We start from the raw sequence: 17,027 nt of genomic DNA on the forward strand, positions 1-17,027 counted from the left end.
ACCCGCTCGGTGACGTCCCACGATGTCGCTTGTGCAGCGATTACCGTTGTGATGTTGTCGGTGAGCTACCGCGATGTTGTTCCCTACCGTGTGCTGTTGTCGCAGCCCGCAGACGAAAGGCACCTGGAGATGACGGTGGTCCTGCTCGATCCGCTCCGCCCGGACATGATCCCCGTACGCGCCCGCGCCCACCTGTCCGGCACCGTCTACGTCACCGAGGACGTCCCGACCACCGTGCTGTGGGACCTCGATCACTTCGAGCCGGTGTTCACCGAGGACGAGATCGCCGGGACGCTGCTGTCCACGGATCGGCACCATCCACTGGTGGCCGCGCGAATCGCGCAGGGAGACCAGGTGATCGCCGCGACGATCCCGAGCGGCAGCGACCTGCTGCCCGCGGTCGCACTGATGGACACGTTGCGCCGCAACGGTCCGTGGGAGAGTCAACAGACCCATGCCTCGTTGCGACGCTATCTCCTCGAGGAGGCCTACGAACTCCTCGACGCCATCGACGCGGGGGATCAGGCGAGCCTGCGGGAGGAGCTGGGAGACCTGTTGCTACAGGTCCTCTTTCATGCCCGGATCGCCGCCGATCATCCCACCGATCCCTTCGACATCGATGCGGTGGCACGCAGTTTCACCGAGAAGGTCAGCGGCCGCACGCCCGGTGTGCTGTCCGGTGCCCATGCCGACCTCGAGACACAGATCCGCGAGTGGGAGGAGCGCAAAGCCGCCGAGAAGAACCGCGGATCGGTACTCGACGGGATCGCCACCACGGCGCCGGCGCTGGCGTTGACCCAGAAGGTCCTCGAAAGGCTCACCGCCGCCGGATATCCGGTGCAGCGTATTGACCCGGCCGTACTCTCGGTGACCGTGACGGCCGGCGACGACAGCGTCGAGGACCAGGCGCGTCGCCGCACGCTGGACCTGATGGCCCAGGTTCGCGCTGTCGAGGAGCAAGCGGCACGTGACGGCGTGACCCTCGACGGCCCGGTCTCCTGGGCGGCCGTCCTCGACGAGACGGCAGGGCTTGACGGGACGGCCGTACCGGAATCCGGCGATGCGGATGTGGCCGAACAGGAATCGCGCCGCGAACCCCCCGCCGAGGCCCGGACGGAGATCACCGACGAGATACCGGTGGTGACCGAGTCCGCCGACGACGAGGTAGGTGAATCGGTGGCGCCCGATGAATCGGGCCCGTCGGGTGCGCGCGTCGCCGTCGAGGTCTCCGAGGAGGAGATCATCGACGTCGAGGTCGTCGACACGACCGAACCCCCCACGCACTGACCGCCGCGCGCGCCGGCCGGCCTCACCCGCGTTCGTCGCCGGTCATCGTGTTCATGATCGAGAACGTCACCTGGTCGGGGCGATAACGGTCGTCGGAGTACTCGAACGGTCGGCCCTGCGGGTCGTAACTGGTGCGCCGCTCTCGCAGGAGCGGTGCCCCCGAATCGATCTGGAGTGCTTCGGCGTCGGTGGCATCGGCGGCAACGGCGTCGAGTTCGTGACGCATCGAGGCGAACTGCACTCCCTCGTCCACGAGATGATCGGTGATCGACCCCTTGTCGGGATCGAAGTCGAACAAGCTCGCCCCGACATCGGTGGTGAAGCGGCTGCGCTCCAGCAGTGCCGGAATGCCGTCGAGGGTGCGCAGGCGGACCACCTCGATCAAGAAGTCGTCGACCCCGATCTGCAACGCCTCGGCGATCTCGGCGGTCACCCGGGTGCGGGCCACACTGATCGTGTGGTTACCCGGTTCCCGGCCGGTGGTCAGCGCCCATTGCGAGAACGGGGTGAACGACGACAATGTCTGCGTCGGGGAGTGCGGTCGTCGTACGCGCGCCGGTCGTCCGCGGGTCGTGTAGATGAACCCCTCGGTCCGTAACTTGTAGAGCGCCTGCCGAATCGGGCCGCGCGAGACCTGCCATTGATCCATCAGAACGGTCTCCGGCGGCAACTCGTCGCCGGGTTGATAGGTGCCGTCAACGATCTGGTGGCGCAGCGCCTCGTAGATCTCTTGATATCTCGGGGACACCGCCACCTCCGCTTGTGACCACACTGCACCGTTCCTGGGCACTGTACTACTTCTCGACTTGTGTACCTACCTTATTTTCGGGATTGCGGTATGCGGCGGCGGCCCCGACGGATCACTCGTTGCTGGGAACGCGATTCCAGTGCCGAGCCAGGATGACCGCCGCGATCGCGGCAGCGCCGGCGAATCCGTAGAACAGTGCCGTCGTCCCGAGGTACCCGGGTAACAGGCCGCCGAAGATGGCGCCCACCGAACCGCATCCGTTGATGATCCCGGTTGCGGCCCCGGCATGCTTGGACGTGCCGAAGTCGACGGCCGAGACACACGACACCATGGCGTCGGCGCCGTAGAGGGTCAGGCCGATGACGGCGAGCACGGCGACCATGATCCACACGTTCCCGGTGGCCGTGAGCGGGGTGAACAGGACCAGCGCGGCGATCAGGATGCACAGCGACAGCACGCAGGCCGGAATTCGCTTGGCGTGGAAGACCCGGTCGGAGAGGAATCCGAACAGGATCGGCGCCGCGACACCGGCAACCCCGAAGGCGACGGGGATGGTGATGGCCTCCAGGTTGGACGCGTGGGTCAGGCGCTCGGCGACGATCACCGGGCCCCACAACAGGATTGCGTACCGAGCGGGCTTGAGTAGGAAGTAGGTGGCGCCGAGGGTGAGCACCATCGAGTTGCCGAGCACGGCGCGGTAGTTCTGCCATCCCGACGAGGAGATCTCCCGCGCCATCTCGTGTTCGTCGTCGGTGACTTCACCGACCGGGGCGGGTTCTCCCATGGCGGAGCGGAATTCCTCGATCTCGGGCAGTCCCACCTCCGACGGCGCGTTGCGCTGCAGCCGCCAGGTTGCCACGGCGACGATGAGGACGACCACCGCGCCGGCGAAGAACGCCACCCGCCAACTGTCGAAGATGCTGTAGGCGATCCACCCCAGGAACGGTGCCGCGGCCAGACCGCCGAAAGCGTAGTTGGTGGACCACAATCCGAGAATCCGTCCGCGCTCGGCGATGGTGAAGAACTTGGCCATGTTGGTCAGGGTTCCCGACCAACCGGTCGATTGCGCCAGACCCTGCATGACCATCAACGGCACGAGGAACAGCAGCGCCGGAAGCAGTCCCATGAAGACGGCGGCGAACGCCGAGGCGACGAGTCCGCCGAGTAGCACACGACGCGGGCCGATGCGATCCGACAAGGCGCCCCAGACGAATTGGCCGCAGGCGTAGGCAGTGAGATACACCGCGTCGAGGTTGGCCAGTACCTCCTTGGACAGACTCGTCGAGAGAATCGGGTCCTCGAGGATGCCGAGTTTGGCGACCGAGAACGCCTGGCGGGTGAAATAGAACCCGGCGTAGATGATCCAAGTGATCGCGAAGATCTGGATGCGCCAACGCCGGTAGCTTCCGGTGATGTCGGTGGTTGCGGTGATCGTGGTGTCGGCCACAGACTGTGATCCGGTGGTGGTCGAGCGTGGGGTGGGAGACATGGCGTCCTTCGGGTGGACGGGGCGAACACATGGTGCGCACGCCAAGGTGGGTGGCACGCTGAACGCGTGAGAAATCGGGAGATGCGCTGTGCGCGATATCGACGCAGCGACGACGATGCGTCGACAGGTGCCGTGGGTGGGCCGGGATGCCGCGCGGACGGGCGGCGATCAGACCGGCGTGGGATGGATGTCCCGGGCGGGTTCGTCGGCGGGAAACCGCGAACCCGCCCTCGGGATCCCGGCCGCGGTAGGCGGCCCGATCAAGGAAGGGAACACCCTTCGTGGACTCGTGGTCCAGGCGGTCAAACTCGGAACTGGTTGGGGAAGCCCGACGACAGGTCGTCGGGAGGGTCTGCGTGCTTCTGCGAAGCGTCGAGGTGTTACCGGCGGATCAGACCTCCCAGATCGGCGACGCTGTCGACGACTTCGTGCGCGCCCGCGGCTCGCAGTGCCTCGGCGTCGTGGGCCCCGGAGAGCACTCCGACGACGAGGCCGGCGCCGGCGCGGAGTCCGGTCGTGACGTCGGACGCGGTGTCGCCGACCACCATCATGGCCTCGACGGCGCTGGTGCGGGTCTTGATCAGGGCGGCCAGCGGCATGTCGGGGTGGGGGCGGCCACGGAGTTCCTCGCCGGGGCAGAGGACGACGTCGGCGATGTCGTTCCAGCCGAGTGCCTCGAGGATGGCTTCCTGGGTCTGCTGCGCGAAACCGGTGGTGAGAGCGATCTTCACGCCGATCTCACGGCACTGTGAGAACAGTTCCTCGGCGCCGGGCATCGGTGAACACCGGCCCTCGCCGACGAGCTGGGCATAGGTCCGTTCGAACTCCTTGTTCGCCGACTGCGCCTGTTCCTCGTTGCCCTTGGTGAGGTGGCGGAACACGGTGATTTTCGACTGCCCCATGGTCTCGGAGACGTAGTCGAGCATCGCCGCGCGGTCCGCGTCGGTGCGCGACAGCCCGGCGTGCTCGTCGGCGGCGCGGAAGCTCGCGATCACGAGTCCTTCGTCGGCGACGGTGGTGCCCGCCATGTCGAAGACGATGAGTTCGGTGGGGAGAGTGGACATGTGGGTATTGCTCCTTTGTTTTCGAGGGCCGGCGAAGTGCCGGTCGTGGTCGGTGCTGAGGCTCAGACGGCGAAACTGGTCGACGGATCGAATGCGGCGGTGACGCTGGACTCGGCGAGACCCATGCAGGTGGTCATGCCGATTCCGGTGGTGACGGTGACGATGTGGGTGCCGGGAAGTGGTTCGCGCAGCAGGAATTCGCGGCCGGGTGCGCTCGCATACACACCCTGCCAGCGCTCGATCACGTCGATGCTGTTGACCCCGAACAACTCTCGGGTGACCTCGAGGAGGCATGTGAATCCGTCCTCGCCCTGGAACGGCGATTCGGTGACCTCGCGGAGGTGGGTGTCGCCGATCAACAGGGTGCCGTCGGGTTGGGGCGTGTACATCTGGTGGAGGTCGAGTGCGGTGTATTCGGGGTGGGCGGTGTGCAGCCGTTGGGCGACCCGGTGCAGCGACGGCATGGTCTCGAAACCGCTGTAGCGCAACAGCGACCACCCGGTGAACAGGGGCGTGGTCAGCGGGAAGCGGGTCGGCACAGCGGCTTTGATCATGTGCAGGCGGCACCGTTGCAGGTTGATGTCTTCGGCGACCTCGGGGAAGAGTCGATCGATGTCGTGATTCACCGTGATGAAGGTGGTACCGGCGCGCAGTTCACCCCGGGAGGTGCGGACCAGTCCGGTGTCGAAAGAGGTTGCTGCGGTGCGCCAGAAGAAGCTGACGCCCTGCGTCTCGAGCCATGCGGCGAGTTGTGGGGCGGCGGTACGTGGGTCGACCTGGAGATCTGCCGGCAGGTGCATGCCGCCGACCACGCCGTTGGCGGCGGCCGGAACCCGGTCGAGGACCGTGTCGCGGTCGAGGAGCACCGCTGCGGACTCCCCGCGTGCCTGTGCGAACTCATTCATCACGGCCAGTTCGTCGGCGTGCCGGGCCAGGACGGTGGTGCCGGTCGGCGCCGCCCAGAATCCGGCCTTCCCGGCGAGGTCGAGCCAGTGGCGGCGTCCGGCACGCGCGTAGTCCAGTGCTTGCCCGGACTGGGCGGTCATGCATGCGTGACCGAAGTTGCGGACCGACGCGCCTGCGATTCGATCATTGTGCTCGACGACGGCGACCGAGAGCCCGCGTCGTAGTGCGTGATAAGCGTGGGCGAGGCCGACGATGCCGGCTCCGACGACAACGACGTCGTAGGAGGTGCGTGGTGTGATCATGGTCATAGCTTCCCGCTGGTGCCCTGCGATGTCAATACTTACTGAGAAGAAAGGTATACAACTAACGTTTCGGCGGGGCTACATGCGGTAAGCGTGGGGTTACGAGATCGGGAACATCCGTCGCTGGACGGCGGACGTGTCAGGAGGAGCCGACGCCCAGTCAGGCTTTGAGATCGGGGTAGCGGCGGTGCGGCTCCGGACGGTCGTCGCCGTAGAGGCCGTCGTCGACGATACGGCCGCGCAGGCGCACCGCACGTGGTGAGGGAGTGAGGGCTCAGCGAACGGCGTCGAGCGGCCAGTGCGATAACGGTCCGGGTCGAATCGAACAGGAACTCCAGTAGCGGCTTGGGCATCCCCATCTGCGTCGGATCGAAACCCGCAGGCGAGGTGGGGTGAATGAACACCACACTCCGGCGGCGGTCGAGCTCGTTCCGTAGCGGCAACGGGCCCGGATCATCCAGATAGGTTCCGTGCGCATTGGTTTCGATGCACACGCCCGCACAGCCGTCGAGGCCGGCGGTGTGGCGGGTCTCAGCGATCGCCGTACCCACATCGGGCAACGGCAAAGACGCGAAGTAATCGAATCGGTCGGGGTGTTCGGCATGCAGCGGAGCCATGAAGTCACCGACCTACCAGGCCAGGTCACGGGCCTGCGCGTCGTCGCCGAAATGCACACCGGGTGACGAGATCGACAGCACCGACCGGCCGATGCCGACCGACTCCATCATGTCCAGATGCGCACGCGGTGACCAGTCCGGCCAACCCGGCATCGCATCGGGGACACGGTGTCCCGAGGCGATGGTCGTCTGGACGTATCAGTCGGGCAGTGCGTGCGCGTGGACATCGACGATCCTGGGTGCCGGACCCCGGACACGGAGTGCTCAGGCATCGAGAGCTCAGGTGCGGTGGGCGAATCGGGCGAAGGCGGCGAGCGCATCGGGGTCGTCGACGGTGTCGGTGCCGATGATCTGCGCGAGCGGCCGACCCTGGATGAGCCGTTTGACGGGGACCTTCAGCTTCTTACCGGTCCGGGTAGGGGATGGCGTCGACGGCGATGGTGTCGTCGGGGGCGGCCAGCGTTTCAGTTCGTGACGACGGTCCGCTGGTCGTCGGAATGCGCTGGAAGCTCGCGTCTGTCACGAACACTCGGCGTCAGGACCAACGCGATCATGACGAGCACAAGCGGTAGAGCGAGCGCTGTCCGGAGCCCGAAATGCTCGCCCAGAACACCGATTACCGGTGGTCCGGCCAAGAATGCAATGTAACCGATCGTCGAGACGACGCTGACACGAGCGGTGCTGTCGCGCCCGGACGCTCCTGCTGCCGAGAGTGTGACAGGAAACCCCAGCGACGCGCCGAGCCCCCACAAGATGATCGCGACGACCACCATGGTCTGGTTGTCTGCAACCATCACGACCAATAGGCCCAACCCGCCGAATACCGCACTGATGGCGAGCACTATTGCCCGCGTTGCGTACGCGAGTACCCGATTGCCGGCGAATCTCCCGACAGTCATTCCCGCAGCGAAGACCGCGTAGCTCGCGGATCCCCAGCTGGCGTCAAATCCGTGTTCATCGACCATGATGAGGGGTAGCCAATCGTTGGCTGTTCCTTCGGCAAGTGCCATTGCCAGCACGATGACTCCGATCAGTACAAGTCGGACGTCTCGGGTCATGCTCGAAAGTGATTCGCTTGTCTGCGAGTCGCTTTGCTGGGCGGCTCGCCGGCGAATGCCTGTTCCGCCGGGTATGAATCGTGCTGCCACCAGCAGTCCCGCTCCAACGAGCAACCCGACGAGCAGCAGATGCCAGGTGACGGGGAAGCGCCAACTCGTGAAGGCGATTCCGACGCTGGCGCCCAGGACGGTACCCAGACTGAAGAACCCATGTAGCGCGGCGAGAACAGGTTTGCCGGTGTCCTTCTCGACCTGGGCTCCGTCGACATTGAGCGCGACCTCCACGCTACCGATGCCCAGTCCGTAGAAGCAGAGCCCCAACGCGACGAGCGCGCCGAGGTGTACTGCGGTGCCAAGGGCAACGACGGGCATGCTCACGGCGATGCAGCAGGTCCCGTTGACCGCCACGGAGCGTGTGCCGAATCGAGCAACCAGCGGACCTGCGGACAGGACACTGACCATCGAGCCGATAGACAACCCGAACAGGATCAGGCCCATTTGTGCTGTTGACGCGTGAACCGCATCCCGAACATCCGGCGTTCGCGTGACCCACGAGGACAGCGCGATTCCCTGCACCAGGAAGAGAAGGAACAGTGAGAACCGGTGCCGGGTACCAGCGGTGAGAGGGGCGTCTCCCGTGTGCTCCGAGCGCCCCTGTCGTATTACGGCGAATCCAGGCATGGCTCGAAGGATACTTTATGGTCGTTCATTAGGGGACGGAACGTTGTCCGATCGTTCCAGGGCCACTTTGAGCAGCTAATATAGTCCGCGTTCGGATCGCCAACACGCTAGCATGTTGCTCTGCTCGCTAACCTAAATTAAGGTAACGATAATTCGCGCAGTCACTATCAGTGACCGCCAATCCTCCACTGATCGGAGCAGACATGCCCGCAAACGCCCCCGGCCGGGTTGCCGGCAAGGTCGCCATCGTCACGGGTGGAGCGAACGGAATGGGTGCGGCGCATGCCCGTGTGCTCGTGGAGCATGGCGCGAAGGTCGTCATCGCCGATCTGGCTGACGACCGCGGCAATGCTCTGGCAAGTGAACTCGGTGGCGCGGCACTTTTTGCCCACCTCGATGTCACCGACGCAGAACAATGGCGATCGGTGGTGGCAACCGCAGGCGAGGCGTTCGGACCGGTGACTGTGCTGATCAACAATGCCGGGATTCTGCTCACCGACTCCGTCGAGTCGGTGAGCGAGCAGGATTATCGAAAGACGGTCGAGGTCAATCAGATTGGACCATACCTCGGAATGCAGGCGGTGATACCGGGGATGAAGGCTGCCGGATCGGGTTCGATCATCAACGTGTCCTCGACTGCGGGAATAGTGGGCATCGCCGAGAATTTTGCCTATTCGGCCACGAAGTGGGCGGTCCGCGGGATGACGAAAGCGGCAGCTGTCGATCTCGCACCACACCGGATACGCGTCAACGCGATACTGCCGGGTGAGGTCCATACCCGGATGATCGCCGACCTTGACCTCGATGTCTCCGACACCCCGTTGCACAGATTCGGTGACCCCCGCGAGATCGCTCTGCTCGCGCTCTATCTGGCATCCGATGAATCCGCCTACACCACAGGTGCCGATCACGTCATCGACGGTGGGTACAGCGTTCCCTGAGACGTTCCTACATCTCGCGGACGGCTCCTGTCCGAATTTCGGCCACCACACCGGCGCCTCGCGGGTGGTCGGGCCCCTGGTCGTCGATGATTTAATACGCCGTTATTTAACGTAGCTGTCCACAGGATCGGACTTGCGCGGTCTTCCTGGTGGAGCCGGACTGTCCCCACGGCGCACGCCGGGGGCGCCCCGATATGCGAGAAGAGCCGAGAAGCTGCGTCGTTGGGATTCAGTGGGGGACTGCTGCCATAACGACTCGCCCCTCGTCGATGTTTCCCTTTGGTCGAGAACGGCGGGGTGTCGGTGTGCTCCTTCCTGTTGACAGCTGCGACAGACTAACTTAAATTAACGTTCATTCGAGTGGCTGTGGTCTGTGCCACACTCTCGATTCGAGGCCGATATGTCCAGTGGGCTGAGGCTTCGATACCCGATGTCAGCGAACGTGAGCCGCAGACATCTCATCGCTGTGCGGCCATCACATCGACGTGGCGGCTTCCTCCAATCCTTGAACGGTTCAACCGAAAGGGACCAGTAGATGACCACACACGACGGAGTCGGACCGGCAATTGTCGCCCCCGGCCAGGCACACCCCCCAACGATCATCGGCAGCGGGCGACAAGGGCGACTCGAAGGCAGGATGGGGGGCGTCTCGCTGGCGCTCACCGTGCTGGCCTTTTCGGCGCCGCTATCGGTGGTCAGCGGTTACATCCCGTTCACCATCGTCTTCAACGGCATGGGGGCGCCATTCGCCTTCGTGCTCGCCACGGCCATCCTGCTGCTCTTCAGTGTTGGCTACGTGACGATGGCCAAGTGGCTCCCGCGTCCGGGTGCCTTCTACGCATTCATCAGTACAGGACTGGGCAAGGCGACCGGGCTGGGGGCGGCCTATCTCGCCTGGATCTCCTACCTGCTTGTGCTGACCGGGACGTGTGCGTTCCTGGGTATCAGCGCAACCGCCCTCATCGAGAACTTCGGCGGCTCGCACACGCCGTGGTGGTTGTGGTCGACGCTTGCCTGGCTGCTCGTGTCGGTTCTCGGGTACTTCAACATCGAGTTGTCGGCGAAGGTCTTGTCGATCGCAATGGTGCTGGAGGTGACTCTCGTCGTCATCTTCGATGCGTTCGTCGTCGGCCAGGGCGGCTCCGAAGGGTTGTCAGCCAACCCGTTTTCTCCAATCACGTTCCTACACGGCGATATCGGCGTGACGATGCTCTTCGCAATGATGGTCTTCATGGGCTTCGAGGCCACCGCAATCTTCCGGGAGGAGGTGCGGGATCCCGAAAAGACCATCCCGCGTGCGACTTACGGCGCAGTCATCTTCGTGGGCGTGCTGTACACGGCTTCTTGCTACGCGCTGGTCGTTGCTTTCGGCTCCAGGGCCGTCGATACGGCAACCGCTGCTCCGGCGCAGATGTTCAACAAGGCGATCGGAGACTTCGTGAACCCAGTCTTCGTGAATATCGCATTGACGCTCGTCATCACCTCGGTGCTTGCTGCGATGCTCTCCATTCACAACGTCATCGCGAGGTATGCGTACAACCTTTCCACTGACGGGGCCCTGCCTCGCTACTTCTCACAGGTCCACGCGCGACATGGGTCGCCCGCTCGTGCATCGAATCTCGTTGCCGCGGCGGCAGGACTCGTAGTTCTGGGAATGGCCACACTACCATTCGACGAAAATGTGCTGTACGCACAGTTGGTCGGTCTCGGTTCGCTCGGCGTCCTGGCCCTGATGGCGGTTGTCAGTATCTCCGTGGTCGTCTGGTTCGCACGCAAACGCGGCATGATCTCCGAGAGCGCGCTGAAATGTTACGTCGCTCCCGGCATTGCTGCAGTCGCGCTCACGGTTACCGTCATACTCGCGGTGCTGCATCTCGAACTCCTGGTCGGCGGCGAGCCCGGCCAGTACACATGGCTGATCGCCATACTCGCGGCAATCTTTGCGACCGGAGTGTTGGTCGCTCTGTACTTCCGGCGTGCCCGTCCGGAGAAGTACGTCCATCTGGGTCGGACGGACTGACTGTCCCGATCGTCGATCACCTCTACCCCCGCACCCTGATCACGGTGCATTCTTGTGAAAGGTCGAACATGACGAACAACAACGGATGCCTGGCAGAACGAGTCGCCATCGTCACCGGAGCCGGACGTGGCATCGGAGCTGCGATCGCCCGACGCTTGGCGAACGACGGCGCTCACGTCCTACTCGTTGGCCGCCGACGTCCTCCCCTGGAAGAGACCAAGACTGCGATCATCGACGCAGGCGGTACCGCGGATATTGCCACAGGCGACATCTCGGTCGAGAGCGACGTCGACGCGGTGGTCAACCACGCGGTGAAGACGTGGGGTCGAGTCGATGTGCTCGTCAATAACGCTGCGGTCTACGACGAGCCACCGTTCATGGAAGTCTCACCCGACGCCTTCCGTACCACCTTCGACGTCAATGTTGTTGGCACATACATGATGTCGCAGCGCGCTGCCAAAGAGATGATCGGTGCCGGCAAAGGGTCGATCGTGCACATCTCATCAATCGACATCTATGGGGCCGACGGCCCGGTCAGCGCGTACACAGCGACGAAAGCTGCCGTATCGAGCCTTGCGCGAACGATGACGATGGAACTGGCGCCGTTGGGGATTCGCGTCAACACCGTGGCGCCGGGCTTTATCAATGCCGACATGCTGCTCAAGACATCGACACCGGCTGTCATCGAGCACATGACCACAGATTTCACACGCGTTCCGCTCCGACGTCTGGTCGAGCCGGCAGAAGTTGCAGCCGCGGTGTCGTTCCTGGTCTCGGACGAGGCTTCGGCGATCAGCGGAATCGATCTGGTTGTCGACGGTGGATTGACGTCGAACCTCTACGCGATGGAGACCCTGCCCGACGACATGATTCCGCTCGGAACCGGCGAGTGAGCGACATACAAGCTGCCATCAATCAGGAGATCAATGTGACAACTCGACCCCTCGAAGCAACGTCAACCAGTCCCACATATCAGCACTTCCCCTGGGACAAACCAGAATTCACCCTTGACCCCTATCCCTGGTACGCGCGGGCCCTCCGGGAAGCACCAGTGATCTACGACGACCTGGGCTTCTACATTGTCTCCCGGTACGAGGACGTCATGGAATTCGGGAAGCATCCGAGCATGTCCGTCGAGCCGGGCTGGGACCAGGCCGGCCCTTGGGCTGTCGTGCGAGACACGGTCATCGGCAAGGACCTGCCCGACCATACCCGCCTACGGCGACAGACGAACAAATGGTTCGGCCCGAAGGTCGTCGACAAGTGGACGATGACGACGAAAGCCGTGACGGATGAACTCCTCGCCGCGCGTCCCGACAACCTTCTCGACGGATGGCACGACCTATCGGTTCTTCCCACGCACCAGACCATGTGCCGCGTCCTCGGAGTAACCGAGGCGGGAGCCGGGGACGTCCAAGAGTCGATGTTCGAGACCATGCCGATGCTGGCCGCGATCCCCGAACGCGGCACCCTCGGGCGCGCAGAGAAGGGATTCGACGAACTGACCGCGCGACTGGACGAACTCATCGAAGAGAAGCGACAAAACCCTGACGCCGGGCTCCTGTCGACCCTCCTGTCCGCAGCGGCGAACGGGGAGATCAGCGACCGCGAAGCGCGTGCGACAGCGCTGATGCTTTACAGCCTCGGGCACATGGACGTCGGGTACCTGATCGCAGCAGGGTTGAACATCTTCGCCGCGCGACCCGACATCTATGCGCGATATCGATATGATGGCGAAGTTCGCGACGCCGTGATCAACGAAATTGCGCGATACGATCCACCAGAACTGTGTTTCTACCGGGTGGCGAAATCCGACATCGCCATCCGATCGGTCGAGATCCCGGCCGGTTCGAAGGTTCGCTTCATGATCGGCGCTGCGAATCGCGATCCTGATGTCTTCTCTGATCCACAAGAGTTCACTCCGGACCGCCCGTCTCGAGAGAGCCGCAACCTCTCCTTCGGGGTGGGATCGCATAGCTGTGTAGGGCAACACATCTCACGCGCACAGGCGCGAGTGGTGTTCGATGTCCTTGCCGACCACTTCAGTGGGATCGAATTCGCGGGGGCTGTGGAGATGGACAACACCGACTTTTCCCGGCACTTCACATCTCTCCCTCTACGCCTGATTCCCTGATCATTCATAGACCACTGTACGGAGCGAATTCTCGATGTACATCGTCGTCCGGAGTACGCGAATCGACCTGATGGCTCGCAACGATCTGGAACACCTCGAAGTGACGACCGATCTGGAGAACTCGGCACTCGCCACCTCACTGCGAGCAGTGGGTGTTGGTTACGCCGACGGCACCCACTGCTACATCAACGCTTTGTGGTTGAGACGTCAAGCCTCTGGTCTCAACTGGCATGCGCAACTCGACGAACTACTGTCGTTTGCAGCCAGCCGTAACCGGTTTGACGGTCTGTATGTGAGAGTTCCGACAAAGCGCCGTCATGGTTCGCCGCGGCAAACCATGACGGCGTGATCCCATCCCGTCGAGCCCTGTTCAATCGCCGAGATGCTCACCGAACCAAGCGAGTGCGGCCTCGGCTGTGACGGTGAAATGCTCCGTGTAGACCGAGTAGTGACCGCCTGCGACCGTCACCAGCTTCTTGGGTTCCCGCGCACGCGCGAAAGCGGCTTCCTGAAGATCGGTGGGTGTCAGGGGATCTTGATCCGCGATCACCATCAGCAGCGGTGTCGGAGCGATGCGTTCGATGAAGGTGCCGGGCTCGTACTGACGTGCCTTCTCGATCGAACGAAGGGTGACCTCGTTGCGCCAGCTCGGGCAACGCCGGCCTTCGCCGGACATGTACTCGAACGAATCGCGTTGTGGGTAGGCAACCTGATCGTCCGGAGCAGCGCTGACGGTCGTGATCATGCGCGGAGGTAGTCCATCGAAGCGGACCTGACGATCCGCAGCGAAGGAGCTCTCAAGGATGTGCGCGGCGTCGTCGGAGGTTCGCCGGAGGGCGGCTTCGTAGCCGCTGATGGTCGGGACCTGAGCCACGACGCATCTGACACGGTTGTCGACGGCACCGACCACGATCGCATGTCCGCCGCTATAGCTGGTGCCCCACACGGCGATTCGATCGGAATCGACGTCTTGCTGAGAACCGGCAAAGGTCACTGCCTCGCGAATGTCCTCGATCTGATCCCACGGGTCGATCTCCTGCCGGGGCAGGCCATCGCTGACACCGAGTCTCCGGAAGTCGATGGCGAGCACGACGTAGCCGCCGCGTGCGAAAGTGCGCGCGTAGTCGGTCAATGTGCCCCCGGTGACCATGGACCAGCCGTGGGTGACGACGATGGCCGGAAGTGGCCCAACTGAATTGGAGGGACGGAACTTGGTGCCGCGGACGACGGTCCCGAACACCGAGAACTCGATCGGTTCGTGGTCGAGGCCATCATCGTTGCCACAGTGTTCTGGGGAGACCGTCATCGTAGGTGCCGCTCCTTGGCTTGATACCGGTGTTCTCAGATGGGATTTCGGGCTGCGGTAAGCCAACCTCCGTCGATCACCATGGCCGCGCCGTGGATGAAGTCGGCGTCGTCTCCGGCAAGGTATACGGCGAGCCGGGCGATCTCCTCCGGGCGGCACCATCGTTGCGCAGGTGTTCGGAGGATCTCGCTGTCCGAATCGGGAAGGGTTTCCGAACCGCCTTCTGGCATGGTCAGTCCGGTGAGCGTGGCTCCCGGGCAGATTGCATTCACACGTATGCCCAGCTTGCCGTAATCGAAGGTGAGCTGACGGGTGAGGCCGAGCACGCCGTGCTTGGCGGCGGTGTAGGCGGTTCCGCCTCCTGCTGCACTCAGCGACGAGATGGAAGCAGTATTGATGATCGCACCCTTGCGCTGCTCGAGCATGGTGGGAATCACCGCGCGCGCCATGAGGAACGGTCCGGTCAGATTCACTGCGATGTTCCGGTGCCATTCTTCCAGTGCGATCTCATGGGCGGGGCGAAAGCTGTCGATGATTCCGGCGTTGTTGCACAGGATGTCGACTCGGCCGGCCCATCGGCGGACCTGTTCGACTGCAGCGTTGACCGACTCTTCCGCCGAGACATCTACCCCCACGGCCAATACTCGCGCCGAATCGTCTGCCTGCGCTGCGACTTCCTTGGCCTTTGCCTCGTTGATGTCGAGTGCGGCTACACGGGCTCCGGCCGCGGAGAACTCCTCGACCATCGATTTGCCCATGCCGGACGCGGCGCCCGTGACGACGACGACCTTACCGTCGAATTTGTTGCTCATATCATTTCTCCTTGTTTCGAGTGGCGATGAGAAGGTCCGGGGATTCGCGCCCTTGTCATTGATGTGCGAGTGGTCGCATCTGGCACTGCAGACATAGGGGCTCGGCTGGGTGATCCGCTGCTGCGTCCACTTCGTAGGTGGTATAGCTCAATTCGCAACTTGAGCACTGTGTGCGTGTCAACCACTGATCTCTGTCGTCGTCGCGCACTGTGCCGGGGTCATCGGTAACGCGGGTCGTTGTGAACAATCGGTCGAGCAGGAGGACATTCAGTAGGTACAGCACGACGCTCGCTCCCAGCGAGATGAGTGGTGCGACTTGAGAGGCAACGCTGTGACCGCTCTCGAGCGCGACGAGACCGATGGCCGCCGATACCGCCCATACCGCGAAACCGCGTGTGACCGTGGGAAGGCGTAGCGCGCGGATCTCGGGTCTGCGCGACACCACCAACAGATGTGTCACCACGATTCCGACCCACGACACGGTGACGATTCCTTGCCAGGCGAGAGCGGTTGCGATGTAGGAGAATACGTTGGTCAACATCAGTAAGAACGTCACGATCGCGATCAGCACGACCCAGACCTTGCGCGGTAGGCTACTTCGAGAGAAGTGGCATACCACCCGGTCGAAGCACAGACTGGCGACATAGAAGTTCGCGGAGTTGATGCGGACCTGACTCACGAGCACGACGACGAGTCCGATGACACCCAGAGATGTCACGATGCCGGTGGTCACGGCTGATTCGGCGACGGTGGAGCCGGGGGCCGCCAAAGCCACGATGAGGATTCCGGCCAACCCGTTGAAGCCGTAGGCCACCAGATAGAAGGCCCACCCGAACGTGATGTTGGCGTGGAAGCGCGTGTCGGAAGGACGACCGAAGCGGGCGAACTCCGGAGTGTCGGGGAAGAGGAGCCAGTTACCCATGAACAGGACGAATGTGACCAGCCATCCCGGGATGGAACTGTGCCCGGTGATTTCGGGTGTGGTGGTGAACCAGTCGCCGCCCCAACCGAATCGGATGCCGGCTACGAGGACGGCGGCGGCCACACCGATCAGATAGATCGGCAGGGACCAGGTATTGAGTTTGGTGAACCACGTTTGCATCCCGCCGAGCATCAACGGAAGCATCCCGATGATCACGATGGCGTACCAGACCCGGATGTCGAAGACCTGAAAATATGCCTGGAGAGCCGCGGCCATCACGCTGGACTCGAAGACGGCATAGTAGAGCGCGCCGAGTCCGCAGATGAGCGGGGTCAGGGCAGCCCCCTTCACACCGAACATCGCGCGGGTCAACAAGGTTGAGTTGAGGCCACGTCCAATCGACGCTCGGGCGATGAATGCGCCCAGCACCGAGCAGACGACCACCACCACCAGGAGGCCGATGAGGGCTTGCCGAGTGCCTGCGAGACTGGCTGCGAGCGCCCCGTAGTAGAGAAAGGCCATTGCGCTGGCGATCGACCACCAGCTTCCCAGTACTGCGATCCTCGGTTGTCTTGCAGTGAGAGGAACCACGTGGTTCGTGTAGTCCTCGGTCTCCTGCTGCGCGACCACTCGGGGGTCGTCGCTGTCGTTGACGACCCACCCTGCCGGGACCGGCGCCGACGGGGCCGGTGGTGGGATGTCACCGACTCCGTCGCTCTGCTCGTATACCGAACCCATGG

15 protein-coding genes are annotated in these 17,027 nt (G+C 63.4%); 6 read left to right on the top strand and 9 right to left on the bottom strand.

Going from position 1 to position 17,027, the window contains the following annotated elements; all coding sequences use genetic code 11:
- Positions 1–129: 129 nt before the first annotated feature.
- Positions 130–1,287: a nucleoside triphosphate pyrophosphohydrolase gene (locus tag GOPIP_RS16545; protein WP_035728253.1), complete on the top strand. Its 1,158-nt coding sequence runs from the start codon at positions 130–132 to the stop codon at positions 1,285–1,287.
- Positions 1,288–1,309: 22 nt separating this feature from the next.
- On the opposite strand, the gene GOPIP_RS16550 is transcribed toward GOPIP_RS16545, so the two are convergent.
- The 6 genes from GOPIP_RS16550 to GOPIP_RS16575 all read right to left on the bottom strand — a co-directional run bounded on the left by GOPIP_RS16550 (position 1,310) and on the right by GOPIP_RS16575 (position 8,152).
- Positions 1,310–2,059, bottom strand: a complete 750-nt coding sequence (locus tag GOPIP_RS16550; RefSeq protein ID WP_170320222.1) for a GntR family transcriptional regulator — start codon at positions 2,057–2,059, stop codon at positions 1,310–1,312.
- An 88-nt stretch (positions 2,060–2,147) separates the two neighbouring features.
- The gene (locus GOPIP_RS16555; RefSeq protein WP_006370887.1) at positions 2,148–3,524 is read right to left on the bottom strand and encodes an MFS transporter; all 1,377 of its coding nucleotides are present in this window, start codon (positions 3,522–3,524) and stop codon (positions 2,148–2,150) included.
- A gap of 380 nt (positions 3,525–3,904) precedes the next feature.
- Positions 3,905–4,588 carry a phosphonatase-like hydrolase gene (locus tag GOPIP_RS16560; RefSeq protein ID WP_006370888.1) on the bottom strand — a complete coding sequence of 228 codons (684 nt, stop codon included), beginning with the start codon at positions 4,586–4,588 and terminating at the stop codon, positions 3,905–3,907.
- A gap of 62 nt (positions 4,589–4,650) precedes the next feature.
- On the bottom strand, positions 4,651–5,796 hold the full coding sequence (locus tag GOPIP_RS16565; RefSeq protein ID WP_035728255.1) for a TIGR03364 family FAD-dependent oxidoreductase: 1,146 nt from the start codon (positions 5,794–5,796) through the stop codon (positions 4,651–4,653).
- A 629-nt stretch (positions 5,797–6,425) separates the two neighbouring features.
- Positions 6,426–6,566, bottom strand: coding sequence for a hypothetical protein (locus tag GOPIP_RS29140; RefSeq protein WP_168436289.1), 141 nt, complete (start codon positions 6,564–6,566; stop codon positions 6,426–6,428).
- A gap of 311 nt (positions 6,567–6,877) precedes the next feature.
- Positions 6,878–8,152: an MFS transporter gene (locus GOPIP_RS16575; protein ID WP_081482516.1), complete on the bottom strand. Its 1,275-nt coding sequence runs from the start codon at positions 8,150–8,152 to the stop codon at positions 6,878–6,880.
- A gap of 203 nt (positions 8,153–8,355) precedes the next feature.
- Here GOPIP_RS16575 and GOPIP_RS16580 point away from each other — a divergent pair, with 203 nt between their 5' ends.
- The 5 genes from GOPIP_RS16580 to GOPIP_RS16600 all read left to right on the top strand — a co-directional run bounded on the left by GOPIP_RS16580 (position 8,356) and on the right by GOPIP_RS16600 (position 13,596).
- Entirely contained in the window at positions 8,356–9,093 is a 738-nt protein-coding gene (locus GOPIP_RS16580; RefSeq protein ID WP_006370892.1) for a glucose 1-dehydrogenase, read from the top strand.
- 535 nt (positions 9,094–9,628) lie between these two features.
- Positions 9,629–11,113 carry an APC family permease gene (locus GOPIP_RS16585; RefSeq protein ID WP_006370893.1) on the top strand — a complete coding sequence of 495 codons (1,485 nt, stop codon included), beginning with the start codon at positions 9,629–9,631 and terminating at the stop codon, positions 11,111–11,113.
- Positions 11,114–11,181: 68 nt separating this feature from the next.
- Positions 11,182–12,006 (top strand): SDR family NAD(P)-dependent oxidoreductase, encoded by an 825-nt coding sequence (locus tag GOPIP_RS16590; RefSeq protein ID WP_006370894.1) that lies wholly within the window; start codon positions 11,182–11,184, stop codon positions 12,004–12,006.
- 158 nt (positions 12,007–12,164) lie between these two features.
- Positions 12,165–13,247: a cytochrome P450 gene (locus GOPIP_RS16595; RefSeq protein ID WP_050955276.1), complete on the top strand. Its 1,083-nt coding sequence runs from the start codon at positions 12,165–12,167 to the stop codon at positions 13,245–13,247.
- Between the two features lie 34 nt (positions 13,248–13,281).
- Complete coding sequence (locus GOPIP_RS16600; RefSeq protein ID WP_006370896.1) at positions 13,282–13,596, top strand: hypothetical protein; 315 nt, start codon at positions 13,282–13,284, stop codon at positions 13,594–13,596.
- Positions 13,597–13,617: 21 nt separating this feature from the next.
- Here GOPIP_RS16600 and GOPIP_RS16605 read toward each other — a convergent pair whose 3' ends face one another.
- The 3 genes from GOPIP_RS16605 to GOPIP_RS16615 are packed head-to-tail and all read right to left on the bottom strand — an operon-like array spanning position 13,618 to position 17,025.
- Positions 13,618–14,553, bottom strand: coding sequence for an alpha/beta hydrolase (locus GOPIP_RS16605; RefSeq protein ID WP_006370897.1), 936 nt, complete (start codon positions 14,551–14,553; stop codon positions 13,618–13,620).
- Positions 14,554–14,588: 35 nt separating this feature from the next.
- Positions 14,589–15,365, bottom strand: a complete 777-nt coding sequence (locus tag GOPIP_RS16610; RefSeq protein WP_006370898.1) for an SDR family NAD(P)-dependent oxidoreductase — start codon at positions 15,363–15,365, stop codon at positions 14,589–14,591.
- A gap of 55 nt (positions 15,366–15,420) precedes the next feature.
- Complete coding sequence (locus tag GOPIP_RS16615) at positions 15,421–17,025, bottom strand: purine-cytosine permease family protein (RefSeq protein WP_006370899.1); 1,605 nt, start codon at positions 17,023–17,025, stop codon at positions 15,421–15,423.
- Between the last annotated feature and the right edge of the window lie 2 nt (positions 17,026–17,027).

Source organism: Gordonia polyisoprenivorans NBRC 16320 = JCM 10675, assembly GCF_000241325.1.
GTDB lineage: Bacteria > Actinomycetota > Actinomycetes > Mycobacteriales > Mycobacteriaceae > Gordonia > Gordonia polyisoprenivorans.